General features: G+C 63.9%; 25 protein-coding genes. 14 read left to right on the forward strand and 11 right to left on the reverse strand.

From position 1 onward, the window contains the following. Window positions 1-29 precede the first annotated feature (29 nt). On the forward strand, window positions 30-917 hold the full coding sequence (locus tag ACQKQA_RS15620) for a cytochrome c oxidase subunit 3 (RefSeq protein WP_427559087.1): 888 nt from the start codon (window positions 30-32) through the stop codon (window positions 915-917). Between the two features lie 8 nt (window positions 918-925). Here ACQKQA_RS15620 and ACQKQA_RS15625 read toward each other — a convergent pair whose 3' ends face one another. Further along, on the reverse strand, window positions 926-1,129 hold the full coding sequence (locus ACQKQA_RS15625; RefSeq protein WP_044460437.1) for a twin transmembrane helix small protein: 204 nt from the start codon (window positions 1,127-1,129) through the stop codon (window positions 926-928). Between the two features lie 69 nt (window positions 1,130-1,198). On the opposite strand from ACQKQA_RS15625, the gene ACQKQA_RS15630 reads away from it, so the two are divergent. Genes ACQKQA_RS15630 through ACQKQA_RS15650 form a run of 5 tightly spaced genes read left to right on the forward strand, consistent with a single transcriptional unit; the run spans window position 1,199 to window position 5,107 of the window. Then, window positions 1,199-1,939, forward strand: coding sequence for an SURF1 family protein (locus ACQKQA_RS15630; protein ID WP_427559090.1), 741 nt, complete (start codon window positions 1,199-1,201; stop codon window positions 1,937-1,939). Further along, a complete protein-coding gene (locus ACQKQA_RS15635) occupies window positions 1,905-2,498 on the forward strand; it encodes a hypothetical protein (protein WP_427559093.1) in 594 nt (197 codons plus the stop codon). Before ACQKQA_RS15630 ends, ACQKQA_RS15635 begins: the two co-directional genes overlap by 35 nt. A gap of 10 nt (window positions 2,499-2,508) precedes the next feature. Beyond that, a complete protein-coding gene (locus ACQKQA_RS15640) occupies window positions 2,509-3,588 on the forward strand; it encodes a COX15/CtaA family protein (RefSeq protein WP_427559096.1) in 1,080 nt (359 codons plus the stop codon). Beyond that, window positions 3,576-4,475, forward strand: coding sequence for a heme o synthase (cyoE, locus tag ACQKQA_RS15645; RefSeq protein WP_427559098.1), 900 nt, complete (start codon window positions 3,576-3,578; stop codon window positions 4,473-4,475). The genes ACQKQA_RS15640 and cyoE overlap by 13 nt, the downstream gene beginning before the upstream one ends. Next, window positions 4,472-5,107 (forward strand): SCO family protein, encoded by a 636-nt coding sequence (locus tag ACQKQA_RS15650; protein ID WP_427559101.1) that lies wholly within the window; start codon window positions 4,472-4,474, stop codon window positions 5,105-5,107. The genes cyoE and ACQKQA_RS15650 overlap by 4 nt, the downstream gene beginning before the upstream one ends. Window positions 5,108-5,243: 136 nt before the next feature. Here ACQKQA_RS15650 and ACQKQA_RS15655 read toward each other — a convergent pair whose 3' ends face one another. From ACQKQA_RS15655 to zur, 7 genes are all read right to left on the reverse strand, one after another. Continuing rightward, window positions 5,244-6,017, reverse strand: coding sequence for a MetQ/NlpA family ABC transporter substrate-binding protein (locus ACQKQA_RS15655; protein WP_427559104.1), 774 nt, complete (start codon window positions 6,015-6,017; stop codon window positions 5,244-5,246). Between the two features lie 55 nt (window positions 6,018-6,072). After that, entirely contained in the window at window positions 6,073-6,747 is a 675-nt protein-coding gene (locus ACQKQA_RS15660; RefSeq protein WP_427559106.1) for a methionine ABC transporter permease, read from the reverse strand. Next, the gene (locus ACQKQA_RS15665; protein WP_427559109.1) at window positions 6,747-7,754 is read right to left on the reverse strand and encodes a methionine ABC transporter ATP-binding protein; all 1,008 of its coding nucleotides are present in this window, start codon (window positions 7,752-7,754) and stop codon (window positions 6,747-6,749) included. The genes ACQKQA_RS15660 and ACQKQA_RS15665 overlap by 1 nt, the downstream gene beginning before the upstream one ends. Before the next feature lie 287 nt (window positions 7,755-8,041). Further along, window positions 8,042-8,755, reverse strand: a complete 714-nt coding sequence (locus ACQKQA_RS15670; RefSeq protein ID WP_427559112.1) for a PA5502 family lipoprotein — start codon at window positions 8,753-8,755, stop codon at window positions 8,042-8,044. A 37-nt stretch (window positions 8,756-8,792) separates the two neighbouring features. After that, the gene (gene znuB, locus ACQKQA_RS15675) at window positions 8,793-9,581 is read right to left on the reverse strand and encodes a zinc ABC transporter permease subunit ZnuB (protein WP_427559114.1); all 789 of its coding nucleotides are present in this window, start codon (window positions 9,579-9,581) and stop codon (window positions 8,793-8,795) included. Beyond that, a complete protein-coding gene (gene znuC, locus ACQKQA_RS15680; RefSeq protein WP_427559117.1) occupies window positions 9,574-10,359 on the reverse strand; it encodes a zinc ABC transporter ATP-binding protein ZnuC in 786 nt (261 codons plus the stop codon). Before znuC ends, znuB begins: the two co-directional genes overlap by 8 nt. Further along, entirely contained in the window at window positions 10,359-10,838 is a 480-nt protein-coding gene (gene zur, locus ACQKQA_RS15685; RefSeq protein WP_427559120.1) for a zinc uptake transcriptional repressor Zur, read from the reverse strand. Before zur ends, znuC begins: the two co-directional genes overlap by 1 nt. 57 nt (window positions 10,839-10,895) lie before the next feature. Between zur and ACQKQA_RS15690 the strand changes: the two genes are divergently transcribed. Then, on the forward strand, window positions 10,896-11,825 hold the full coding sequence (locus tag ACQKQA_RS15690) for a zinc ABC transporter substrate-binding protein (protein ID WP_427559163.1): 930 nt from the start codon (window positions 10,896-10,898) through the stop codon (window positions 11,823-11,825). 97 nt (window positions 11,826-11,922) lie between these two features. On the opposite strand, the gene ACQKQA_RS15695 is transcribed toward ACQKQA_RS15690, so the two are convergent. Further along, the gene (locus ACQKQA_RS15695; RefSeq protein WP_427559123.1) at window positions 11,923-12,873 is read right to left on the reverse strand and encodes a homoserine kinase; all 951 of its coding nucleotides are present in this window, start codon (window positions 12,871-12,873) and stop codon (window positions 11,923-11,925) included. Window positions 12,874-12,931: 58 nt separating this feature from the next. Then, window positions 12,932-13,222, reverse strand: a complete 291-nt coding sequence (locus tag ACQKQA_RS15700) for a DUF2782 domain-containing protein (RefSeq protein WP_427559126.1) — start codon at window positions 13,220-13,222, stop codon at window positions 12,932-12,934. A 74-nt stretch (window positions 13,223-13,296) separates the two neighbouring features. On the opposite strand from ACQKQA_RS15700, the gene polA reads away from it, so the two are divergent. Beyond that, window positions 13,297-16,104 (forward strand): DNA polymerase I, encoded by a 2,808-nt coding sequence (gene polA / locus ACQKQA_RS15705; protein ID WP_427559129.1) that lies wholly within the window; start codon window positions 13,297-13,299, stop codon window positions 16,102-16,104. Window positions 16,105-16,518: 414 nt separating this feature from the next. Here the strand turns inward: polA and yihA are convergent, their stop codons facing one another. Beyond that, complete coding sequence (gene yihA, locus ACQKQA_RS15710; RefSeq protein WP_427559132.1) at window positions 16,519-17,160, reverse strand: ribosome biogenesis GTP-binding protein YihA/YsxC; 642 nt, start codon at window positions 17,158-17,160, stop codon at window positions 16,519-16,521. Window positions 17,161-17,351: 191 nt separating this feature from the next. Here yihA and ACQKQA_RS15715 point away from each other — a divergent pair, with 191 nt between their 5' ends. From ACQKQA_RS15715 to ACQKQA_RS15740, 6 genes are all read left to right on the forward strand, one after another. After that, window positions 17,352-17,642 carry a c-type cytochrome gene (locus ACQKQA_RS15715; RefSeq protein WP_427559134.1) on the forward strand — a complete coding sequence of 97 codons (291 nt, stop codon included), beginning with the start codon at window positions 17,352-17,354 and terminating at the stop codon, window positions 17,640-17,642. Window positions 17,643-17,687: 45 nt separating this feature from the next. Next, window positions 17,688-18,293, forward strand: a complete 606-nt coding sequence (locus tag ACQKQA_RS15720) for a c-type cytochrome (RefSeq protein WP_009041529.1) — start codon at window positions 17,688-17,690, stop codon at window positions 18,291-18,293. 194 nt (window positions 18,294-18,487) lie between these two features. Next, on the forward strand, window positions 18,488-19,117 hold the full coding sequence (locus ACQKQA_RS15725) for a thiol:disulfide interchange protein DsbA/DsbL (RefSeq protein ID WP_009041530.1): 630 nt from the start codon (window positions 18,488-18,490) through the stop codon (window positions 19,115-19,117). A 14-nt stretch (window positions 19,118-19,131) separates the two neighbouring features. Next, window positions 19,132-20,010, forward strand: a complete 879-nt coding sequence (locus ACQKQA_RS15730; protein ID WP_427559138.1) for an endonuclease/exonuclease/phosphatase family protein — start codon at window positions 19,132-19,134, stop codon at window positions 20,008-20,010. Next, the gene (locus tag ACQKQA_RS15735; RefSeq protein WP_427559141.1) at window positions 20,007-22,256 is read left to right on the forward strand and encodes a diguanylate cyclase; all 2,250 of its coding nucleotides are present in this window, start codon (window positions 20,007-20,009) and stop codon (window positions 22,254-22,256) included. The genes ACQKQA_RS15730 and ACQKQA_RS15735 overlap by 4 nt, the downstream gene beginning before the upstream one ends. A gap of 104 nt (window positions 22,257-22,360) precedes the next feature. Continuing rightward, window positions 22,361-23,140 (forward strand): N-acetylmuramoyl-L-alanine amidase, encoded by a 780-nt coding sequence (locus ACQKQA_RS15740; RefSeq protein WP_427559144.1) that lies wholly within the window; start codon window positions 22,361-22,363, stop codon window positions 23,138-23,140. Window positions 23,141-23,198: the final 58 nt, after the last annotated feature.

The following is a 23,198-nucleotide window of genomic DNA, read 5'->3' on the forward strand; positions in this document are numbered from 1 at the left end:
TCAAGCGTGCCCGATAAGGAGAACGACACATGGCAACTCATGAGCATTATTACGTTCCCGCCCAGAGCAAGTGGCCGATCATCGCCACGGCGGGGCTGTTCGTGACCGTGTTCGGCCTGGCCACCTGGTTCAACGACCTCAAGGCCGCGCGCCTGGAATCCCATGGCCCGCTGATCTTCTTCGTCGGCGGCCTGCTGCTGGCCTACATGCTGTTCGGCTGGTTCGGCGCGGTGATCAAGGAAAGCCGCGCCGGCCTGTACAGCGCCCAGCTGGATCGCTCGTTCCGCTGGGGCATGAGCTGGTTCATCTTTTCCGAAGTGATGTTCTTCCTCGCCTTCTTCGGCGCCCTGTTCTACGTGCGCAATATCGCCGGCCCGGCCCTGGGCGGCGAAGGCAGCAAGGGGGTCGCCCATATGCTGTGGCCGAACTTCGAGTTCGTCTGGCCGTTGCTCCAGAACCCCGACTCGAAGCTGTTCCCGCCGCCCAAGGAAGTCATCAGCCCCTGGGGCCTGCCGTTGCTCAATACCGTGCTGCTGGTGAGCTCCAGCGTCACCGTGACCATCGCCCACCACGCCCTGAAGAACGGCCATCGCGGCGCGCTGAAAATCTGGCTGGCGATCACCGTGCTGCTGGGCGCGGCCTTCCTCGGCTTCCAGGCCAAGGAATACCTGCATGCCTATCATGAACTGGGGCTGACCCTGGGCTCGGGCATCTACGGCGCCACCTTCTTCATGCTCACCGGCTTCCACGGCGCCCACGTGACCGTCGGCACGCTGATCCTGTTCGTGATGCTGATGCGCATCCTCAAGGGGCACTTCGATGCCGAGCATCAGTTCGGTTTCGAAGCGGCCAGTTGGTACTGGCACTTCGTCGATGTGGTGTGGATCGGCTTGTTCACCTTCGTTTACGTGCTCTGAGCGCGCCGTCACCAGGGGGCGTGCGACACCAGCTGGCCGCTGAAGAAGCCCCAGGCGATCAGGCCGACGGTGATCGCGGCCAGACACACACGAACGGTCAGCGACCTGAGCAGGCGATGGGAGCTGCTGTCGTCCTTGACCAGAAAGAACAGGCCGCTGAACAGGCTGACGAGCGTGGCGATCAGCATCAGGACGATGGCCGCTTTAAGCATGGTGGGCTCCGGGAGAAACGCGATGCGCTTGAGTATAGCCAGCCGATTTCGCCACTTTCAGGCGCTGCCATGAACGGCTTTCGCCCGGGCGTGGTGCCGACGCTGGTGGTGCTGGCGCTGCTGCCGGTGCTGGTGGCGCTCGGCTTCTGGCAACTGGGCCGGGGCGAACAGAAACGCGAACTGCTGGCCAGTTACGCCGAGCGGCGGGTCGCCGAGCCGCTGAGCGTGGATGAGCTGGAGGCTACCGCCGATCCGGCGTTTCGCCGGGTGCGGCTGCACGGCCGGCTGGATGCGGCCCATAGCCTGCTGCTGGATAACCGCACGCACGCAGGCAAGGTTGGGGTCGAGCTGCTGCAACCCTTTCTCGACCAGGCCAGCGGCCAGTGGCTGCTGCTCAATCGCGGCTGGTTGCCCTGGCCGGACCGGCGCACGCCACCGGTGTTCAGCACCTCCGAGCAGACGCTGGACCTCGATGCCTGGGTCTATGTCGCCCCCGGCGCGACCTTCCAGTTGCACGCCGATCCGCGCACTGCCCAGTGGCCGCGGCTGGTGACGACGGTCGACCCGGCCCGGCTCTGGGGCGACCTGGGGCGCAGCGGTTTTGCCCATGAACTGCGCCAGGAACGCGGCCCGGGCGCCTACCTGACCGAATGGCCGGTGGTGGCCATGGGGCCGGAAAAACATTTGGGCTACGCCGTGCAGTGGTTCGCCATGGCGCTGGCCCTGTGCGCTTTGTACCTCTATTTCGGATGGCATAACGCAAGGGAGAAACACCATGGGAGCGGCCATGAATCCACCCAACATGTCTGAGGCCCGGGCGCCGCACAACCAGCGCCGCGGACGCTGGCAGTTGCTGCTGATCCTGGCCATGGTAATCGGCCCGATGCTCCTCGCCACCGGCATGTACAAGCTGCAGTTCTGGGTGCCGCAAAGCCGCACCTACCACGGCGAGCTGATCGGCAATGGCCAGACCCGCGCCGACATCGGGGTCCGGGCCGACGCGGCGACCTGGCAGCTGCTGGTCACCGCGCCCCGGGAGTGCGCCGTGGATTGCCAGCAACTGGTGTACCTAGCGCGGCAGATTCAGATCGCCCTGGGGCGCGATGCCTCCCGGGCCAGCCACGCCCTGGCCGTCGCCCAGCCGCTGGGGGACGAATACGCCGCCCGGCTGCAGCGCGAGTACCCGCAATTGCAACGCTACCCGCTGGACCCGTCGACCTTCGCCAGGGGCGCCAACGACCTGGGCGCGCCGCAGCTGTGGATCGTCGATCCCCACGGCAACCTGGTGCTGCGCTACGACGCCGGGGTCAAGGGCAAGGACCTGCTCGACGACCTGCGCCATCTGCTGAAACTGTCGAACATCGGATAAGGGCATCGTCATGGCCAAACCTGGATTTCGCCTCGCCTTGTTCGCCACCTTGCTGGCCCTGATCGTGGTGCTGCTCGGTGCCTACACCCGGCTGACCCACGCCGGCCTCGGCTGCCCGGATTGGCCGGGTTGCTATGGCTTCATCAGCGTGCCGAACAGCGAAGCCCAGCTGGCCCACGCCGAGCGGCATTTCCCCGACACGCCGGTGGAAGCCCACAAAGGCTGGAACGAGATGATCCACCGCTACTTCGCCGGCACCCTGGGTCTGCTGATCGTGCTGCTGGCGGCGAGGTCCTGGACCCATCGACAGCATCCCGGGCAGCCGCTGAAGCTGCCGTTGTTCCTGCTCTCGGTGGTGCTGGCCCAGGCCTTGTTCGGCATGTGGACGGTGACCCTCAAGCTGTGGCCGCAGGTGGTCACCGCGCATCTATTGGGAGGCTTCGCCACCCTGAGCCTGCTGTTCTTGCTGACGCTGCGCCTGTCCGGAGTACTGCCGGCGCTGGTCGTGCCGCGGCGCCTGCAATACTGGGCCACGGCCGGGCTGGTGCTGGTGATCGGGCAGATCGCCCTGGGCGGCTGGGTCAGCTCCAACTATGCGGCGGTGGCCTGCCTCGACCTGCCGACCTGCCACGGCCAATGGTGGCCGGCGGCGGATTTCGCCAACGGGTTTCACCTGACCCAGCATATCGGCCCCAACTACCTGGGCGGGCAGCTCGACAGCGACGCCCGCACGGCCATCCACCTGACCCACCGCCTCGGCGCGCTGCTGGTGACCCTGGTGCTGCTCGGCCTGGCCTGGCAACTGAAGCACGTGGGCATGACCCGCCTGGCCGGCCTGGTGCTGGTGGCGCTGGCGGCGCAGATCGGCCTCGGTGTCAGCAACGTGCTGTTCCACCTGCCGCTGCCGGTGGCCGTGGCCCACAACGCCGGCGGCGCGGTGCTGCTGCTGACCCTGGTGCTGGTCAACTATCACGCCCGCACCAGCCTGGTTCGCTCTCGTTCGCGCCTGCCGCTGGGCTGGCGCCTGAGCCCGCGTAAACACGCCGCCGGGCCCATCACCCTGAAAGGAGAAATGCCATGGCGACTCTGATCGGTGAGCGCCCCCGTCGGGCGATCTGGCGCGACTACCTGGAACTGACCAAGCCCAAGGTGGTGGTGCTGATGCTCATCACCTCGCTGGTGGGCATGTTCCTCGCCACCCGCGCCGGGGTGCCGTGGACGGTGCTGGTGTTCGGCAACCTGGGCATCGCCCTGTGCGCCGGGGCGGCCGCGGCAGTGAACCATGTGGTGGACCGGCGGATCGACGCAGTCATGGCGCGCACGCACAAACGGCCATTGGCCGAGGGCCGGGTATCGCCGCTGCCGGCGCTGGGGTTCGCCCTGCTGCTGGCGATCGTCGGGCAAGCCTTGCTGCTGACCTTCACCAACCCGTTGACCGCCTGGCTGACCCTGGCGTCGCTGCTCGGGTATGCGGTGATCTACACCGGCTTCCTCAAGCGCGCGACGCCGCAGAACATCGTGATCGGCGGCCTGGCCGGCGCCGCGCCGCCGCTGCTGGGCTGGGTCGCGGCCACCGGGCATGTAACGGCCGAACCGTTGCTGCTGGTGCTGATCATCTTCGCCTGGACCCCGCCGCACTTCTGGGCCCTGGCCATTCACCGCAAGGAGGAATACGCCAAGGCCGATATCCCGATGCTGCCGGTGACCCACGGCGAGCACTACACCAAGGTGCATATCCTGCTGTACACCGGGGTCTTGCTGGCGGTCAGCCTGCTGCCCTATGCGATCCACATGAGCGGCATGCTGTACCTGGTCTGTGCCCTTGGCCTGGGTGCGCGCTTTCTGCAATGGGCCTGGGTGCTGTACCGTGGCAGTCGGCCGCACGCGGCGATCGACACCTTCAAGTACTCTATTTACTACTTGTTCCTGCTGTTCATCGCCCTGCTCGTAGACCACTACCTATTGTTGAACCTATGACTCGAACTCAGAAAACCGTCTTTATCCTTGTGGCGCTGGTGGCCCTGGTGCTGGGGCTCACTGTCAATAAAGTGCTGACCGGCAAGAACCAGGGAGACCCCACCGCGCTGATCGATGCCGGAATCATCCTGCTGCCCCAGAGCCGCAACCTGCCGGACGTGAAAATGACCGACCAGGAAGGCCAGCCCGTGGCGCTCAACGAGCTGAAGGGCAAATGGAGCCTGCTGTTCTTCGGCTACACCTTCTGCCCGGACATCTGCCCAACCACCCTCGCCCAGCTGCGCCAGATCAAGAGCGAGCTGCCCAAGGAGGCGCTGGACAAGCTGCAGGTGGTGCTGGTCAGCGTCGACCCGAACCGCGATACGCCGCAGCAGCTCAAGCAGTACCTGAGCTACTTCGACAAGGACTTCCAGGGCCTGACCGCGACCTCGGTGGCGGACGTGCAGAAGCTCGCCAATGCGGTGAGCATCCCCTTCATCCCGGCGGATACCAGCAAGCCCAACTACACCGTCGACCACAGCGGCAACCTCGCGGTGATCGGCCCGGACGGTACCCAGCGCGGCTTTATCCGTGCGCCGCTGAACAACCAGAAGCTGGTGGCCCAGTTGCCGGTGATGTTGCAGCGCCAATAACCCGGGAATACCGCGTTAGCGTTCATCGCGGTACGAGCTTTTGTAGGAGCACAGCTGGCGTGCGATGAAAGCACCGCAGTCTGTCTGAAACGAAACGGGGCGCCCTGAGGCGCCCCGTTTGTATTTCGGCGATCGATCAGAACGCCGGCACTACCGCGCCTTTGTACTTCTCGAGAATGAACTGCTTCACTTCCGGGCTGTGCAGGGCGGCAACCAGTTTCTTCATGGCGTCCGACTCCTTGTCGTCAGGACGGGCCACCAGGATGTTCACGTAAGGCGAGTCCTTGCCTTCGATCACCAGCGCGTCCTTGGACGGGTCCAGCTTGGCTTCCAGGGCGTAGTTGGTGTTGATCAGCGCCAGGTCGACCTGGGTCAGCACGCGCGGGATGGTCGCGGCTTCCAGCTCACGGAACTTCAGGCCCTTGGTGTTCTCGCTGATGTCCTTGACCGTGGACAGGATGTTGTTGGCGTCCTTGAGCTTGATCACCCCGGCCTTGGCCAGCAGCAGCAAGGCGCGGCCGCCGTTGGTGGCGTCGTTGGGGATCACCACGGTGGCGCCGCCTGGCAGTTCGTCGAGCTTCTTGAATTTGTTGGAGTAGGCGCCCAGCGGCTCCAGGTGCACGCCGGCGACGTTCACCAGGTGGGTGCCCTTGGCTTTGTTGAACTCATCGAGGTACGGCTGGTGCTGGAAGAAGTTGGCGTCCAGGCGCTTTTCGGCCACCTGCACGTTTGGCTGGACGTAGTCGGTGAAGACCTTGACCTTCAGGTCCACGCCTTCCTTGGCCAGTGCCGGCTTCACGAATTCGAGGATCTCGGCGTGGGGCACCGGAGTGGCGGCCACGGTCAGGGTGTCGGCGGCGTGCGCGGAAAACGCGGCAACGGCGGCGAAAGCGACGAGTAGTTTTTTCATCCAGCTAGCTCCTTGTGAGGCGTCCGGTGCCGGACGCCTGCCGGCCAGGGCCGACTTATTTTCGGGAAAAGTGCACCACCAGCTTGTCGCCGACGGTTTGCAGAACTTGAACCAGCACCAGCAACAGCACCACGGTGACCACCATCACATCGGTCTGGAAGCGCTGGTAGCCGAAGCGGATGGCCAGGTCGCCGAGACCGCCCGCGCCGACCACGCCCGCCATGGCAGTGTAGGAAACCAGGGTAATCGCGGTCACGGTAATGGCCGCGAAGATGCCCGGACGGGCTTCCGGCAGCAAGGCGTTGGTGATGATCTGCCGGGTCGTCGCGCCCATGGACTGGGTAGCTTCGATGATGCCGCGGTCCACTTCGCGCAGGGCGGTTTCCACCAGGCGGGCGAAGAACGGCGTGGCGCCGACCACCAGCGGCGGGATCGCCCCGGCGACACCCAGGGAGGTGCCGGTGATGAGCACGGTGAACGGGATCATCACGATCAGCAGGATGATGAACGGCAGCGAGCGCAGGATGTTCACCAGCAGCGACAGCAGGGCGTAGAGCCCCTTCTGCTCCAGCAGCTGGCGCGGGCTGCAGAGAAACAGCAGCACGCCCAGGGGCAGGCCCAGCAGCACGGTGAACAGCAGCGAACCGCCGAGCATCAGCAGGGTGTCGCCGGTGGCCAGCCAGATTTCGTACCAGTCGATATTGGCGAAGAAACTTGTCAGCAGTTCCATTAGCGCAGCACCTCCATGTGGACATCCGCCGCAGTGAAGTGGGCGAAGGCCGCCTCCATGTCACCGCCGGTGATGGCCAGGGTCAGTTGCCCGTAAGGGACGTCTTTGATGCGGTCGATACGGCCGGCGAGGATGCTGTAGTCCACCCCCGTCTCGCGGGCGACGGTGCCCAGCAGTGGCGCGTAGGTGGCATCGCCCTGGAAGGTCAGGCGCACGATGCGGCCTGGCACGTGGGCGAAGTCGTCGCGCTGTTCGCTTTCGTCGATCTGCTCGTCTTCCTGGACGAAGCGCTTGGTGGTCGGGTGCTTGGGGTGCAGGAACACCTCGGCCACCGGGCCCTGTTCGACTATCACCCCGGCATCCATCACCGCCACCTGGTCGCAGACGCGACGGATCACGTCCATCTCATGGGTGATCAGCACGATGGTCAGGTTCAGTTCGCGGTTGATCTCGGCCAGCAGTTGCAGGACCGACGCGGTGGTCTGCGGGTCCAGGGCGCTGGTGGCTTCGTCGCAGAGCAGGATCTTCGGCTTGGTCGCCAGGGCGCGGGCGATGCCGACGCGCTGTTTCTGGCCGCCGGACAGCTGGGCCGGGTACTTCTTCGCATGGTCGGCCAGGCCGACTCGGGCCAGCAGCTCGGTCACGCGCCGGTCGATCTCGCTGCGCGACAGCTCGCCGGCCAGGGTCAGCGGCAGCGCCACGTTGTCGGCCACAGTCTTGGAGGCCAGCAGGTTGAAGTGCTGGAAGATCATCCCGACCTGCTGCCGGAAGCGGCGCAGGCCGTTGGCGTCCAGGGCGGTGATTTCTTCGTCGTCGACGATGATCTTGCCGCCGCTGGGGTTTTCCAGGCGGTTGATCAGGCGCAGCAGGGTACTTTTACCCGCGCCGGAATGACCGATCAGGCCGAATACCTGGCCATTCTCGACCCGCAGATTGGTCGAATGCAGCGCGGGAATATCCCTACCGGCGACCCGGTAGGTTTTATGGACGTTTTGAAACTCGATCACGTAGCGAACCTTGTGGGGCGCGTTAGAAAAGGATCAGCGGTTAGCCGGGCGCGCATTTTAGCCTGTCCGTATAGAGGTTCTTAGCATTTATTTTGTATTCATCCTTCGATTTGGCAATAACGCGATCGAAGGTCATGAAAAAGAAACAGTGCCCAAAGGCCAAGGTATTTCTGGCCTGATGCTTCTGTAGGAGCACAGCTTGCGTGCGAGAGGCTATCTGAAACACCGCGTTATCGTTTATCGCGGGCAAGCCTCGCTCCTACAGGAGCGGGCTTGCTGTGTCGGGGTTACTGAGGCTTGCGCGGGCTCAGCACCATCTGAGCCGGCACATGGCGCAGGATCTGTCGTTCGATCTGCGGGTCGAACTGTGCGTCGAGCTTCTGCACCCGCTTGCTCAGCAGGGTCTTCAGCCAGGGGTAATCCTCGGTGCGTGGGGCCTGGATGCTCACGTCGCACTGGTAATTCACCACATCGGCGGCGATCGCATCGAGTTGCCGGCGCAGTTGCTTGATATCCCGCAGGTTCAGCACAACGGTGGTGCTTTGCGCGGCTGGGTCGATCAGCTTGGCCGCGGGCTTGGCTTCGGCGGCCTTGAGCGCGGCTTCGGCTTTTTCCAGCTCGGCTTTACGGGCCTGGGTAATGGCGCCGTTGACACCACCGGTCAGGGCCGGCGCCTTGGGCATCAGCGCGCGGGCGCGGCTCAGGGCCGTGGCGGCGGCGTTGACATCGCCTTTCTGCAGCACGATCTGGCTGCGCTGCAGGTAGGCCTCGGCCAACTGGCGCTGGTATTGCTCGAGCTGCGGGTCGTTGGGCGACTGGGCTTGCAAGGCGCTCAGCTGGTCTTCGGCGGTGGCCAGTTCGCTGCTGGCGATACTTTGTTGCAGCTGTGCGATGGCCGTGGCCCGGGCATCGGGGGCTTCGACCGGCGGGGTGCTCTGGCAGGCACCCAGCAGCAGGGAAAATGCGACAAGGAGCAGATAACGGGAGGCGAACGGCTTCATTCCTGCGACTCTCTAATTGCGCAAAAAGCGAGCAAGTCTACACCCCTCGACGGGGCAGAACAAAACTCAGCAGAAACAAGGCGGCGGCCGTGACCACGATCGACGGCCCCGCCGGGGTGTCCTTGAACCAGGACAACGCCAGCCCGCCAGCGACCGCGAGCATGCCCAGCAGGCTCGCGCCCAGGGCCATCTGTTCCGGGGAGCGGGCGTGACGTTGCGCCGCAGCCGCCGGGATAATCAGCAGCGAAGTGATCAGCAATACTCCGACGATCTTCATCGCCACCGCGATCACCACCGCGATCAGCAGCATCAAGGTCATGCGCAACGACGCCACCGGCAGGCCTTCGACCTTGGCCAGTTCTTCGTGCACAGTGATCGCCAGCAAGGGCCGCCACAGGGCCACCAACAGCAACAGAACCGCGGCGCTGCCGCCGAGAATCCACGCCAGGTCGCCAGGGCTGATCGCCAGCAGGTCGCCGAACAGATAGGCCATCAGGTCGATCCGCACGTCATGCATGAAGCTTAGTACCACCAGCCCGAGGGAGAGCGTGCTGGGGGCGAGAATCCCCAGCAGCGTGTCGGACGCCAGCGGCTGGCGCTGTTGCAGGGTGACCAGCAGCACCGCCAGCAGCAGGCAGCCGACGGTCACCGCCACCGCCGGGCTGACATCCAGCAGGAAGCCCAGGGCCACGCCGAGCAGCGCGGCATGGGACAGGGTGTCGCCGAAATAGGCCATGCGCCGCCAGACCACGAAGGAGCCCAGGGGGCCTGCTACCAGCGCCAGGGCCAGACCTGCGAGCAGGGCGTAGAACAGAAAATCAGCCATGCTTGCAGCCATCTCCGTGAACATGAACGTGGCCGGCCGCGGCCCTGGTGACGACCGAGCCGTGCAGGTCGTGGGCGTGGTCGTGATGGTGGTGGTAGATCGCCAGGCTGGGCGCGTTCTGGCCGAACAGCTCGACGAAGGCCGGGTCGCCGCTGACCTGTTCCGGGTGGCCGGAGCAGCACACGTGGCGATTGAGGCAGACCACCTGGTCGGTGGTGCTCATCACCAGGTGCAGGTCGTGGGACACCATCAGCACGCCGCAGCCATGACGGTCGCGCAAACGGGTGATCAGGCTGTACAGCTCGGCCTGGCCGGCGACGTCCACGCCTTGCACCGGTTCGTCGAGTACCAGCAATTCCGGTTCGCGCAGCAGGGCGCGGGCCAGCAGCACGCGCTGCATTTCCCCGCCGGACACGCTTTGCACCGGGCTGTCGATCACCTGTTCGGCGCCGACTTCCTTCAGCGCGGCGAGGGCCGCCGTGCGGTCCACGCCCGGCACCAGGCGCAGGAAGCGCAGTACCGACAACGGCAAGGTTGGGTCGACATGCAGCTTCTGCGGCATATAGCCGATCCGCAGCTTCGGCTTGCGCCAGACGCTGCCGCTGTTGGGCTTGAGCAAGCCGAGCACGGCGCGTACCAGGGTGGTCTTGCCGGCGCCGTTGGGGCCGATCAGGGTGACGATCTGCCCCGGCTCGACGCTGAGCTGGATATTGTCCAGCACGCTCTGCCCGGCGAAGGTCACCGCGACCTGATCGAGGCGGATCAAGGCAGTGCTCATCAAGCCCCCTGGCAACCCGAGCAGAGACCGACCACTTCGACGGTCTGGCCTTCGACGACGAAGCCGACGTCGCGGGCGCTGCTGACGATCGCGTCGCTGATGGATTTCTGTTCGAGTTCGATGGCAGCGTGGCAGACGCGGCAGATCAGGAACTGGCCCTGGTGCGCGTGCTCCGGATGGTTGCAGCCGACGAAGGAGTTGAGCGAGGCGATGCGGTGGACCAGGCCGTTTTCCAGGAGGAAATCCAGGGCGCGGTACACGGTGGGCGGCGCGGCGCGGCGCCCGTCCTGCTCGCTGAGCACGGCGAGGATGTCGTAGGCGCCCAGCGGCTTGTGGCTTTGCCAGACCAGTTCCAGCACCCGCCGCCGCAGAGCGGTCAGGCGCAGGCCTTGGCGTGCGCACAGGACATCGGCCTCGGACAGCGCGCTGTGCACGCAGTGGGAGTGGTCATGGGGGCGACTGGCGAGGGGTGTTTTCATGAGCGGCGACGATAATGGTGAGAGACGTTATTATGTTACCCGTTCTTGCCTCTTCGAGTGGTCATCGTGTCCCGACTTTTTGCTCTTTTTGTCGCTTTTATCACCGGTTTGTTCGTGATTGGCCCGGCCCAGGCCGAAGTCCGGGTCTTGACCAGCATCAAGCCCCTGCAATTGATCGCCGCTGCCGTCCAGGATGGCATTGCCATTCCCGAGGTCCTGCTGCCGCCGGGCGCCTCGCCGCACAACTATGCGTTGCGCCCTTCCGACGTGCGTAAGGTGCAGTCGGTGGACTTGCTGTACTGGATCGGCCCGGACATGGAGGGCTTCCTGCCACGGGTGCTCAAGGGGCGCACGCTGCCGTCGCTGGCGGTGCAGGACCTGCCGGGCCTGAAACTCCGGCGCTTCGCCGAAGATAGCCACTCCCACGCCGAAGAAGCCGACGAGCATGACCACGATCACCGCCCGGGCAGCCTCGATGCGCACCTCTGGCTGTCGCCGGTCAACGCGCGGATCATCGCCGAGCGCATGGCCGCCGACCTGAGCGCGGCGGACCCGGCCAACGCCGCGCGTTACCGGAGCAACGCTGAGGCGTTCGACAAGCGCCTGGATGCCCTGGATGCCCGCTTGAAGGCCCGCCTGGCGCCGATCGCCGGCAAGCCTTACTTCGTTTTCCACGAAGCCTTCGATTACTTCGAGGACGCGTACGGCCTCAAGCATGCCGGCGTGTTCAGCGTGGCGGCCGAGGTGCAGCCGGGCGCGCAGCATGTCGCGGCGATGCGCAAGCGCCTGCAGGAAGTCGGCAAGACCTGTGTGTTCAGCGAGCCGCCCTTGCGCCCGCGCCTGGCCGAAACCCTGGTGGCGGGGCTGCCGGTGAAGTTGGCGGAGCTCGATGCGCTGGGCGGCTACACCCCGGCTGGCGCGCAGGGTTATGAACAGGTGCTGGAGAAGCTGGGCAACGATCTGGCGGGTTGCCTGGAATCGTTGTAAAGACTGCTGGTGCTATCGCGGGCAAGCCTCGCTCCTACGGGTTCAATGTGGCCCTGTAGGAGCGAGCGGGCGGTGATCCGACTTGCCCGCGATGCGTTCAGAGGGCGAACGGCAACGGCGCGCTGACCTGCTGACGCTGGGCCAGGCGCAGTTGGAACTCCATTGGATCGTGAATCAGCACGTCTTGTCCGGCGAAGGACTCGGCGGCGATCAGGCGCGACAGCCAGAAACGCACGCACGCCACCCGCAGCATGGTCGGCCACGTCTCGGCTTCGGCGGCGGTGAACGGACGCAGGGCCGCATAGGCACCCAGCAGGGCACGGGCCCGAGCGCCGTCGAGCTGGCCGTCGGCGTCGGAGCACCAATCGTTCAGGGCAATCGCCACGTCGTACAGCATCGGCCCGGAGCAGGCGTTGTAGAAGTCGATCAGCCCGGTCAGGTGCGTGCCTTCGAACATCGCGTTGTCGCGGAACAGGTCGGCATGGATATTGGCCCGGGGCAGCGCGAGGATTTTGCTCTTCTGCTCGGCGATTTCATCCAGGGCTCGTTGCAGCAGATCCCGTGCCTGGGCGTCGAGGTGAGACAGCATCTGCGTGCCTTCGGCCTGCATCCAGTCCAGTCCACGATCGGTCTTGCGCTTGATCATGTTGTCCTTGGTGGCCAGGTGCAGATGGGCCAGCAGCTCGCCGACCTGGGCGCAATGCTGGGCATTGGCGTCCTTGATGTGCTTGCCGGCCAGGCGCGGCTGCAGCAGCGCCGGCTTGCCCGCCAGTTCGCGCAGGGCCACGCCGTCGGTGGTGCGCAGCGCGTAAGGCACCGGCAGGTCGGCGTCGTGCAGCACGTCCAGCAGTTCGATGAAGAACGGCATTTCCTGGACCGGGCCACGCTCGACCAGGGTCAGGACGAACTCGCCCTGTTCCAGGCTGATGAAGAAGTTGGTGTTTTCGCTACCAGCGGCAATCCCCTGGAAGTCAAGCAGGCGGCCGAGCCCGTATGGGGCGAGAAAGGTTTCCAGCTCGGGCCGAGCCAGGGGCGTGAACACAGACATGGTTAAGAACTGCCAGTACGGGCGCCGCCGGCTGGCAGGCGCCGATTAAAGTTAAGAGCTACTTCCACTCAAATATTTTCCACGATGGAATCAGCATATCCGGCTGGTCCGAGCGGATGAAGTTGGCATCGGTACCGTCGGCGCGCACCAGAAAGTACGGCTTGCCACCTTTCGGGGTGACTTTGATGGCATACAGGAAGCCATTTTGCCGGTACTCCTGAATCGTCTTGTCGCCTTCGGTGCGGATGGTGACTTCCGGTTCCGGTGATGGCGCGTCCTGCGCCGCAATCACGCTCAATGGAGCGACTGCAATCAGGCTGGCCAGCAGCAAGCGATTTAGTGTGCGCATGATAACCTTGTCCCTTTGTCGTCAACGGTCCCGCTATTCTAGCGCCGGACCCGCCGAAAAGGTTGATCCTGCTCATGAGCCAAGCCCCCCTCGTCCTGGTGGACGGTTCGTCCTACCTGTACCGCGCCTTCCACGCGCTGCCACCCTTGACCACTTCCAAAGGCATGCCGACCGGTGCGGTCAAGGGCGTGCTGAACATGCTCAAGAGTCTGCGCAAGCAGTACCCGGACAGCCCGTTCGCCGTGGTGTTCGACGCCAAGGGCGGGACCTTCCGCGACGAAATGTATGCCGAGTACAAGGCCAATCGCCCGAGCATGCCCGACGACATGCGCGTACAGATCGAGCCGCTGCACGCCAGCGTGATCGCCCTGGGCTTTCCGCTGCTGTGCGTCGAAGGCGTCGAGGCGGACGACGTGATCGGCACCCTGGCCCGCAGCAGTGCGGCGGCCAACCGCCCGGTGGTGATCTCCACCGGCGACAAGGACATGGCGCAGTTGGTGGACGGGCACATTACGCTGGTCAACACCATGTCCGGTAGCAGCATGGACGTGGAGGGCGTGAAGGAGAAATTCGGCGTCGCTCCCGAGCAGATCATCGATTACCTGGCGCTGATGGGCGACTCCTCCGACAACATTCCGGGGGTGCCGGGCATCGGTCCCAAGACCGCTTCCGGCCTGCTGGTCGGCGTGAACGGCGGCCTGACCGAGCTGTATGCCCAGCTCGATATCGTGCCGAGCCTGCCGATCCGCGGGGCCAAGACCCTGCCGGCCAAGCTCGAAGAGCACAAGGAGATGGCGTTCCTCTCCTATCGGCTGGCGACCATCAAGGTCGACGTGCCGCTGGACATCGGGCTGGATGACCTGCATCTGGGCGAGCCGGATCGCGACAAGCTGGTCGAGCTCTACAGCCTGATGGAGTTCAAGAGCTGGCTCGACGAGCTGCAGCGCGATGCCAAGCGCCTCGAGCTGAGTGCTGCCGCGGCGTCTGAGCCGGTAGCCGATCTGCTGACGCAGGCCGAAGCCGAGGTTGCCGCGCCGGTCGCTGTTGAAGCGCAGTACGAGACCATCCTCGATCAGGGGCGCTTCGATGTCTGGCTGGAGAAGCTGAAGAGCGCCAAGCTGTTCGCCTTCGACACTGAAACCACGGGCATCGATGCCCAGCAGGCGCAGCTTGTGGGCTTGTCCTTCGCCGTGCAGGCCCACGAAGCGGCCTATATCCCGCTGACCCACTCCTACATCGGCGCGCCCGAACAACTGGATCGCGACACCGTCCTGCGGGCGCTGAAGCCGCTGCTGGAAGACCCGCACAAGCTCAAGGTCGGCCAGCACGCCAAGTTCGACATGAACATCCTGGCCAACTGCGCCATCGGCGGCGATCAAGCCAACGGTATCACGGTGCGCGGTGTCGCCTTCGACACCATGCTCGAGTCCTACGTGCTCAACTCCACGGCCACCCGGCATGACATGGACAGCCTGGCGCAGAAATACCTGGACTACACCACCGTGAGCTTCCAGGACATCGCCGGCAAGGGCGCCAAGCAGCTGACGTTCGACCAGATTGCCCTCGAACAGGCCGGACCTTATGCCGCCGAGGACGCCGATGTGACCCTGCGCCTGCATCAGGTGCTGCATGAGAAGCTGGCGGCGATCCCGAGCCTGGCCAGTGTGCTGAGCGATATCGAAATGCCGGTGGTGCCGGTGCTGGCGCGGATCGAGCGTCAGGGGGCGCTGGTGGATGCCGAGCTGCTGGGCGAGCAGAGCATCGAGCTGGGCAACAAGATGGTGGAGCTGGAGCGCGAGGCCTGCGAGATCGCTGGCGAAGAATTCAACCTGGGCTCGCCCAAGCAGCTGGGGGTGATTCTCTACGAGAAACTGGGCCTGCCGGTGCTGAAGAAGACCGCCAAGGGCCAGCCGTCCACCGCTGAAGAAGTGCTGGCCAGGCTGGCCGAGGACGACTATCCGCTGCCCAAGGTACTGATGCAGTACCGCTCCATGAGCAAGCTCAAGAGCACCTACACCGACCGCCTGCCGGAGCAGATCAACCCACGTACCGGGCGGATCCACACTTCTTACCACCAGGCGGTGGCCTCCACCGGGCGCCTGTCCTCCAGCGATCCGAACCTGCAGAACATCCCGGTGCGTACCGCTGAAGGCCGCCGCATCCGCCAGGCCTTCATCGCGCCGCCGGGCTACAAACTGCTGGCGGCGGACTATTCGCAGATCGAGCTGCGGATCATGGCGCACCTGTCCCGTGACGAAGGCTTGATGAATGCCTTCCGCAACAACCTCGACGTGCATACGGCCACGGCGGCCGAGGTGTTCAAGGTCGACCTCAAGGACGTCAGTTCCGACCAGCGCCGCAGCGCCAAGGCGATCAACTTCGGCCTGATCTACGGCATGGGCGCGCAGAAGCTCGGCAAGGACATCGGCGTCGACACCAAGACCGCCAAGGCCTATATCGACACCTACTTCGCCCGTTACCCCGGCGTGCGTGAATACATGGACCGCACCCGGGCCCAGGCCGCGGACCAGGGCTATGTGGAAACCCTGTTCGGGCGTCGCCTGTACCTGCCGGAGATCAACTCCAACAAGCCGCAGGAGCGCGCCGGTGCCGAGCGTACGGCGATCAACGCGCCGATGCAGGGCACCGCAGCCGACATCATCAAGAAAGCCATGGTGGCGGTGGATAACTGGTTGGCGACTTCAGGCCTGGATGCCAAGGTCATCCTGCAGGTGCACGACGAACTGGTGCTGGAAGTGCGCGAGGACCTGGTGGAGCAGGTGAGCAAGGAGATTCGTGGCTATATGAGCAATGCCGCGACCCTGGATGTGCCGCTGCTGGTCGAGGTCGGGGTGGGCAGCAACTGGGATGAGGCGCACTGAGGCCAGGAGGGTGTCGATTCTGCCGCGACATAGTGCCGCGGCAGAAATCGGCGCAGGGCTGTTAGTTCGAAAAATTTCATCGGCTATTGCCAATAGTTTTTGAAACCTGTCGGAACTTAATCGGGGCAAGCCCACTCAGAGTAACTGAATGGCTGGTGAAGCCCTTCGATGCTCCTATGTTGTGTTAAGTGTTGGCAGATATCTGGACCCCGCCCTAGCGGTCCGGAACTTGGACCCCGAACTTCCCCTCCCCATACGAAGTCCGGGGTTTTTTTTGCCCTAAAACTGCCTGTGGAATGACCATGCTGCGTTAAAAGCGCGGCCCGAAATGCTCATTTACAGCCAGTAAACTCCGCTTTCGGGCCGCGCTTTTGCCTTGCCTGATCATCCCACAGACAGTTTTACCTTCCTTTCTCAGGCCTCGGCTGCAGCGGCCTTGTCGGCCAGTTCCAGCCAGCCGGCCAGGACGGTGTAGGCCTCTTCCAGGCCCATGCGCTTGGGGGCCGAGAACAGTTGGATGGTGACGTTGTCGCCCCAGCCTTTACGGATTTGCGACTGCACCTTGAGCAGGGTGTTCTTGGCCGCGCCGTAGGTCAGCTTGTCGGCCTTGGTCAGCAGGACGTGCATCGGCATGCCGCTGGCGACGGCCCAGTCGAGCATCAACTGGTCGAAGTCGGTCATCGGGTGGCGGATGTCCATCATCAGGATCAACCCTTTCAAACTCTCGCGGCTGCCCAGGTAGGCTTCCAGGTGACGCTGCCAGTGTTGCTTGAGCGGGATCGGCACTTTTGCGTAACCGTACCCCGGCAGGTCGACCAGACGGCGATCGTCGTCTAGCTTGAAGAAGTTCAACAGCTGCGTGCGGCCCGGGGTTTTCGAGGTGCGCGCCAGGCTGGCGTGGGTCAGGGTATTCAGGGCGCTGGACTTGCCGGCGTTGGAACGCCCGGCGAAGGCCACTTCGAAGCCTTCGTCATCCGGACATTGATCGACTTTGGCGGCGCTGAGCATGAAAGTGGACTGTTGGCACAGACCAAGAATGGGGTTTTTCAGTTGCATGGGATTTCCGATAGGGGCTGTGCCGGGAATGGGTGCGGCGAGCGGTGTCGTTTCCGTTTCAGTGACGCCAGTATATAATGCCGCAGATTTTGTGTGCGCTTTGTCCCAGCGTAGGATGAAGTTCACGAGAGCGATAGACCTTGATTGCGCATTAGAACGCAGCACGCTCTCAACCCTGAAAAGGTCGTTTTATGACGAAATGGCTGCTAGCTGCCGGTCTCCTGATGCCGCTTTACGGCGCTCAGGCTACACAGGACCCGGAAGCTGTGTACAACCGTGTTTGTGGGGCTTGTCATTCCGGCCAACTACCAACGGCTCCCCGCAAGGGAGACCAGGGAGCTTGGGCGCCGAGGCTGGCGCAAGGTATGGAGACGCTGGTGCAACACGTGACCCAGGGTTTCAAGGCGATGCCGCCGCGTGGTTTGTGCATGGACTGCAGTACCGAGGATTACCGAGCCATCATCCTTTGGATGAGCGAGTGATCCCGGTCCATAACTCTTAACCCTTAGCCGTAGTTGGATTAGCTGATGAACAAATTACTCGTGAGTCTGCTGTTGACCTTGGGCATCACAGGTGTCGCCCATGCTGCAGGCGACGCTGCTGCCGGTCAGGCGAAAGCCGCCGTATGTGGCGCTTGCCATGGTCCGGATGGGAACAGCATGGCGCCTAACTTTCCAAAGCTGGCGGGTCAGGGTGAGCGTTACCTGAACAAGCAGTTGCACGACATCAAGTCCGGCAAGCGTCAGGTCCTGGAAATGACCGGCCTGCTGACCAACCTGAGCGATCAGGACCTGGCCGACCTCTCCGCCTACTTCGCCAGCCAGAAAGGCAGCGTCGGCGCAGCGGATCCGAAAGTCGTGGCTCGCGGTGAAGAACTGTTCCGTGGCGGCAAGCTGGATCAAGGCATGCCTTCCTGCACCGGTTGCCACTCGCCAAACGGCACGGGCAACGCCGCTGCCGGCTTCCCGCACCTGGGTGGCCAGCACGCTCAGTACGTCGCCAAGCAGTTGACCGACTTCCGTGAAGGCAACCGCACCAACGACGGCGACACCATGATCATGCGCAGCATTGCCGCCAAGCTGAGCAACAAGGACATCGAAGCCGTATCCAGCTACATCCAGGGCCTGCACTAAGGCCGGCGATCATGTTGCGAAAGGGTCTATCCTGCGCAACGTTAATGATTGATTAATCTGTCGATGAAAGCATAAAGGGTGGCCCAGGCCGCCCTTTTTTATGGCGTCTGCCGCTACACTAGCGAACTCAAGCCCGCCATGACCTGTCTGCGAACAGGCCGCGCGAGGCGACCTTACTTGTCCAGGAGTAAAGCATGCGTAATCTGATTCTCAGCGCCGCTCTCGTCACTGCCAGCCTGTTCGGCATGACGGCTCAAGCCGCCGAACCCCTCGAAGCCGGTAAACAATATGTAGAGTTGAGCAGCGCCGTTCCGGTTGCCGTGCCTGGCAAGATCGAAGTGGTGGAGCTGTTCTGGTACGGCTGCCCACACTGCTATGCCTTCGAACCCACCATCAACCCATGGGCGGAAAAACTGCCGGCCGACGTCAACTTCGTACGTATCCCGGCCATGTTCGGCGGTATCTGGAACGTTCACGGCCAGCTGTTCATCACCCTGGAAGCCATGGGTGTCGAGCACAAGGTCCACAAAGCCGTATTTGAAGCCATCCATGGCGGCAAGAAACTCGCTTCCCCAGAGGAAATGGCCGAGTTCCTGGCCGGCGAAGGCGTCGACAAGGACAAGTTCCTGAGCACCTACAATTCGTTCGCCGTCAAAGGCAAGGTCGAAGACGCGAAGAAGAAGGCCCAGGCCTATCAGATCTCCGGCGTACCCACCATGGTCGTCAACGGCAAGTACCGTTTCGACCTGGGCACCGCCGGTGGTCCTGAAGGTGCCCTGAGCGTCGCCGACCAGCTGATCGCCAAAGAGCGAGCGGCCAAGTAAGCGAGCCCCCTGCCATGCGACGTTGGGGTACGGAACGCATCGTTGGCCTGCATGATCCGCGGGTCAACGAGCACCATATAGCGTCCTCCGGCCTGCCGGCAGACAGTCGTCTGCGGCTGCTCAGTTTCAATATTCAGGTCGGTATCAGTACCGAACGTTATCGGCATTACCTGACCCGTGGCTGGCAGCACCTGCTGCCGCACAACGGGCGCGCCGACAACCTGCAAAAGATCGGCGATCTGTTGGGTGACTTCGATCTGGTCGCCCTGCAGGAAGCCGATGGCGGCAGCCTGCGCTCGGGCTACGTCAATCAAGTCGAACACCTGGCCCAGCTCGGCGCCTTCCCCTACTGGTATCAACAGCTCAATCGCAACCTTGGCCGCCTGGCCCAGCACAGCAACGGCGTGCTCAGCCGCCTGCGTCCCTGGGCGATCGAGGACCATCCGCTGCCTGGCCCCAAGGGCCGTGGCGCGATCCTCCTGCGCTTCGGCGAGGGTCCCGAGGCGCTGGTGGTGGTGATGATGCACCTGGCCCTGGGGGCCCGCACCCGCACCCGGCAGCTGGCTTATATCCGCGAGATGATCGGCGGTTACAAGCACCAGGTGCTGATGGGCGACATGAACACCCATGCTGGCGATCTGCTGGAACATTCGCCGTTGCGCGACCTAGGCCTGTTGGCCCCGCAACTGGAAGCGACGTTTCCCAGCTGGCGCCCACAACGCTGTCTCGATCATATTTTGCTCAGCCCCAGCCTGACGCTGGAACGGGTCGAAGTCCTGGCCCAACCGATTTCCGATCACCTGCCGGTCGCGGTAGAGATTCGTCTGCCGGGTTCGCTCACGGCCGATGCATTGCCCGCGTTGAGTCCTGCCCCCCGCGGATCCCATGAATGAGCGACGACGCCCAGCGCTGGAAAGAGAAATACCTCAAAAGTATCGATCAACAGGAAAAACTCGAGCGACGCTGGAATGCCCGCCTCGACCTGTTGCGCCGTGGCCTTGTGCGCAGCACCCTGGCGGCCGAAGGCACTGACCGCGCTGTCGATCAGTGCATGAAGGAAATGCGCGAGGTGGTGCGCACCGACGACATGGACGCGGCGCTGGCAGCCCTGTTGCCGCGCCTGGAAAAAGCCGTGCTGGACTCCGAGCAGCGCCGCGAAACCCGTGTCGAGCAGATGGGCACCGCCCTGACCTCGCTGGTCAGCCAGTTACAGAAGTTGCCGCTGCCGCGCGAGGTGAGTCGGCCGCTGAAAAGCTTCGCCAAAAAACTGGATGGCCGTGTCGATCAGGCCCGGGAAATTCCGCTGTTGCTGAGCGAATTGAGCAGCCTGCAAGGCAAGGCGCTGAGCCTGTTGGAAAGCCCCGCGGAGCCGAGTCGCCCAGGTCTGCTGCAGCGTCTGTTTGGCGGGCGCGAGGGTGACGAAGCGGCGGTACCGTCCGAAGCTGCGCCGCCTGCGGTGGTGGCGAGCCCGGCTCCAGCTCCAGTCCCGGCTTCGGTGCAGCCGCTGGCAGCAGCTGAAACAGTTGCGGCTGACATGCTCTCGCCTCAGGCCGAGGCCGTGCTTGCGCAGTGGTCTGAAACGTTGGGGCCGGTGTCCCCTCCCTCGGTGGAAAAGGCGGTTGCCACTGCCAGTCAGGCGCCGGAGCCGCAGCCGGAATCGCCACCTGAGGAAGCCGCGACTCCCCAGGTCACGGCCTTTGTACCGCCGGTGCTCGAGTCGGAGAAACCCGTCGTCGCAGAGCCGGCGCCACAGGTGCCAGACTTGTCTGCACCTGCACCTGCACCTGCACCTGCACCTGCACCTGCACCTGCACCTGCACCTGCCCCCGAAGTTGTACCTGCCCCCGCGCCGCAGCCATCAGCCGAGTCTGAGCCCGCCGATACGCTGCCGCCCGCACAGCCCCCGGTTGCCGAAGCGTTGGTCAGTAACCCGGACGAATTGATCGTGGCCGCGCCCATCGAGGCGGCTCCGGCGCCCATGCTGCTCGACCGTTTGCCGTTGCCGGCGGCCATGGCCGAGGTGCTGGCGGCGGCCAACCCGCAGCATGGCGAGCAGGATCTCCTGTTTGCCCTGCCCGACTCGCCGGAGCCGTCCTACAGTTCGGTGGCCAAGCATATCGAACACACCCTGCTTGGTCTGCTGGATGACCTGAGCCTGCCCGAGCGCCACCGGCCGCAGGCCGAGTCGATGCGCGATCGCTTGCAACACGGGCTGAACTGGTACGAATTGCTGCCGATCCTCGACGATCTGGCGGTATTGATGCTGGCGATCACCGACAGCGGCCAACATGAGTTCGAGGCCTACCTCAAGCAACTCAACGATCGCCTGGAATCCTTCCAGAGCCATCTGCAGGCCGCCAGCGAAGGCCATGCCGACAGCAACTCGGCGGCGCGGGCGATGGACTCGCAGATCCGCGAACAGGTCGATGGCCTGCAAAGCAGCGTCCAGGACGCGGCCGATCTGGACGACCTCAAGCAGGTGCTGGAAAGCCACCTGGAAGGCCTGCTCGGCACCATGGACCTTCACCAGAAGCAGCGCGACGAGCGCGAGAAGGAAGTGGCCGCCCGCCTGCAAAGCCTGGCCGAGCGGGTGTCGAGCATGGAGCAGGAAGCCCAGGGCTACCGCGAGCACCTCGAGGAGCAGCGGCAGAAGGCGCTGATCGACCCGCTGACCGGCCTGCCCAATCGCGCGGCCTGGAGTGAGCGCCTGGAACAGGAAGTGACGCAGTGGCAGCAGCATGGCAACACCTTGCTGTTGGCGATGCTCGACCTCGACCACTTCAAGGGCATCAACGACAACTACGGTCACCTGGCCGGTGACAAGGTGCTGAAGATCATCGCCAGCGTGCTGCGCAAGCGCCTGCGTGGTAGCGACTTCATCGCCCGTTTCGGCGGCGAGGAGTTCGTGCTGATGCTGCCCAATACCTCATGGCCGGTGGGGGCGCGCCTGGCGGAAACCTTGCGAGCTGCCATCGAGGCCTGTCCGTTCCACTTCAAGGGCGAGCGGGTGACGATCACCATGTCCATCGGCATGAGTGCGTTCAAGCCGGGAGATCGCAGCGATCTGGTGCTAAAAAGAGCCGATCAGGCGCTGTATCGGGCAAAGAATACGGGGCGCAACCGGGTGGAACTGGGCTGACGGGGTAATTGTTCCATTTTGTATAAACCGCTGTTTTGGCCGGTTTCACGCGAAGGCAGTACGTTACACTGTTGCATTATTTTTCCAGCGTACTGCCTTCTGCCATGAAAGTTCTTGCCCTCGCCCTGTCCCTTCTCGTGCTCGCCGGTTGCACCAGCGGCCCGCGTATCGATACCAGCCATCCGTCGGTCAATTTCGATCAACGGGTGCAGTTCGTGGTGGTGCATTACACCTCGGCTTCGATGGAGCGCTCGCTGCAACTGCTGACCCATGGCCAGGTCAGCAGTCATTACCTGATCGGCGATGACAAGGCGGCGACCATCTACAAACTGGTGGACGAGCAATACCGCGCCTGGCACGCCGGCGAGAGCCAGTGGCAGGGCCGTACCTGGCTGAACTCCACCTCCATCGGGATCGAAATCGTCAATCCGGGCTTTCGCGACTCTCCTGCCGGCCGCGTGTGGTACCCCTACAGCGAAGCGCAGGTCCAGAACCTGATCGTGCTGCTCAAGGACATCAGCAAGCGCAACAACATCTCGCCACGGCACATCATCGGCCACAGCGATATCGCCCCCTTGCGCAAGCTCGACCCAGGCCCGCTGTTCCCCTGGAAGCGCCTGGCCGAGGCCGGGCTTGGCCTGTGGCCGAATGCCCAGGCGGTGGCACGCCAGCAGGCGTATTTTGCCGCGCGGTTGCCGAGCATCTCCTGGTTCCAGGCGGAGCTGGCGCGTCTCGGTTATGAAACACCGCAGACCGGGGAACTGGATGTGGCGACCCGCCATGTGCTGGCCGCGTTCCAGATGCACTACCGGCCGTCGCGTTTCGATGGCCAGCCGGATGCTGAAAGCGCCGCGATCCTGCAGGTTCTCAACCAGACAAAATAATGACGCCCGCCCGACGGTCGGGCCTTCTGCTCAATCAGTAGCTATAACTCATTGGTAA

Origin of the sequence: Pseudomonas sp. NPDC089530 (genome assembly GCF_050280705.1) — a bacterium.
GTDB lineage: Bacteria > Pseudomonadota > Gammaproteobacteria > Pseudomonadales > Pseudomonadaceae > Aquipseudomonas.

Bases quoted from the DNA above. Each gene is read 5' to 3' on its own strand.
- ACQKQA_RS15620 (WP_427559087.1), top strand. From the start codon at position 30: ATGGCAACTCATGAGCATTATTACGTTCCCGCCCAGAGCAAGTGGCCG.
- ACQKQA_RS15625 (WP_044460437.1), bottom strand. From the start codon at position 1,129: ATGCTTAAAGCGGCCATCGTCCTGATGCTGATCGCCACGCTCGTCAGC.
- ACQKQA_RS15630 (WP_427559090.1), top strand. From the start codon at position 1,199: ATGAACGGCTTTCGCCCGGGCGTGGTGCCGACGCTGGTGGTGCTGGCG.
- ACQKQA_RS15635 (WP_427559093.1), top strand. From the start codon at position 1,905: ATGGGAGCGGCCATGAATCCACCCAACATGTCTGAGGCCCGGGCGCCG.
- ACQKQA_RS15640 (WP_427559096.1), top strand. From the start codon at position 2,509: ATGGCCAAACCTGGATTTCGCCTCGCCTTGTTCGCCACCTTGCTGGCC.
- cyoE (WP_427559098.1), top strand. From the start codon at position 3,576: ATGGCGACTCTGATCGGTGAGCGCCCCCGTCGGGCGATCTGGCGCGAC.
- ACQKQA_RS15650 (WP_427559101.1), top strand. From the start codon at position 4,472: ATGACTCGAACTCAGAAAACCGTCTTTATCCTTGTGGCGCTGGTGGCC.
- ACQKQA_RS15655 (WP_427559104.1), bottom strand. From the start codon at position 6,017: ATGAAAAAACTACTCGTCGCTTTCGCCGCCGTTGCCGCGTTTTCCGCG.
- ACQKQA_RS15660 (WP_427559106.1), bottom strand. From the start codon at position 6,747: ATGGAACTGCTGACAAGTTTCTTCGCCAATATCGACTGGTACGAAATC.
- ACQKQA_RS15670 (WP_427559112.1), bottom strand. From the start codon at position 8,755: ATGAAGCCGTTCGCCTCCCGTTATCTGCTCCTTGTCGCATTTTCCCTG.
- znuB (WP_427559114.1), bottom strand. From the start codon at position 9,581: ATGGCTGATTTTCTGTTCTACGCCCTGCTCGCAGGTCTGGCCCTGGCG.
- znuC (WP_427559117.1), bottom strand. From the start codon at position 10,359: ATGAGCACTGCCTTGATCCGCCTCGATCAGGTCGCGGTGACCTTCGCC.
- zur (WP_427559120.1), bottom strand. From the start codon at position 10,838: ATGAAAACACCCCTCGCCAGTCGCCCCCATGACCACTCCCACTGCGTG.
- ACQKQA_RS15695 (WP_427559123.1), bottom strand. From the start codon at position 12,873: ATGTCTGTGTTCACGCCCCTGGCTCGGCCCGAGCTGGAAACCTTTCTC.
- ACQKQA_RS15700 (WP_427559126.1), bottom strand. From the start codon at position 13,222: ATGCGCACACTAAATCGCTTGCTGCTGGCCAGCCTGATTGCAGTCGCT.
- polA (WP_427559129.1), top strand. From the start codon at position 13,297: ATGAGCCAAGCCCCCCTCGTCCTGGTGGACGGTTCGTCCTACCTGTAC.
- yihA (WP_427559132.1), bottom strand. From the start codon at position 17,160: ATGCAACTGAAAAACCCCATTCTTGGTCTGTGCCAACAGTCCACTTTC.
- ACQKQA_RS15715 (WP_427559134.1), top strand. From the start codon at position 17,352: ATGACGAAATGGCTGCTAGCTGCCGGTCTCCTGATGCCGCTTTACGGC.
- ACQKQA_RS15720 (WP_009041529.1), top strand. From the start codon at position 17,688: ATGAACAAATTACTCGTGAGTCTGCTGTTGACCTTGGGCATCACAGGT.
- ACQKQA_RS15725 (WP_009041530.1), top strand. From the start codon at position 18,488: ATGCGTAATCTGATTCTCAGCGCCGCTCTCGTCACTGCCAGCCTGTTC.
- ACQKQA_RS15730 (WP_427559138.1), top strand. From the start codon at position 19,132: ATGCGACGTTGGGGTACGGAACGCATCGTTGGCCTGCATGATCCGCGG.
- ACQKQA_RS15735 (WP_427559141.1), top strand. From the start codon at position 20,007: ATGAGCGACGACGCCCAGCGCTGGAAAGAGAAATACCTCAAAAGTATC.
- ACQKQA_RS15740 (WP_427559144.1), top strand. From the start codon at position 22,361: ATGAAAGTTCTTGCCCTCGCCCTGTCCCTTCTCGTGCTCGCCGGTTGC.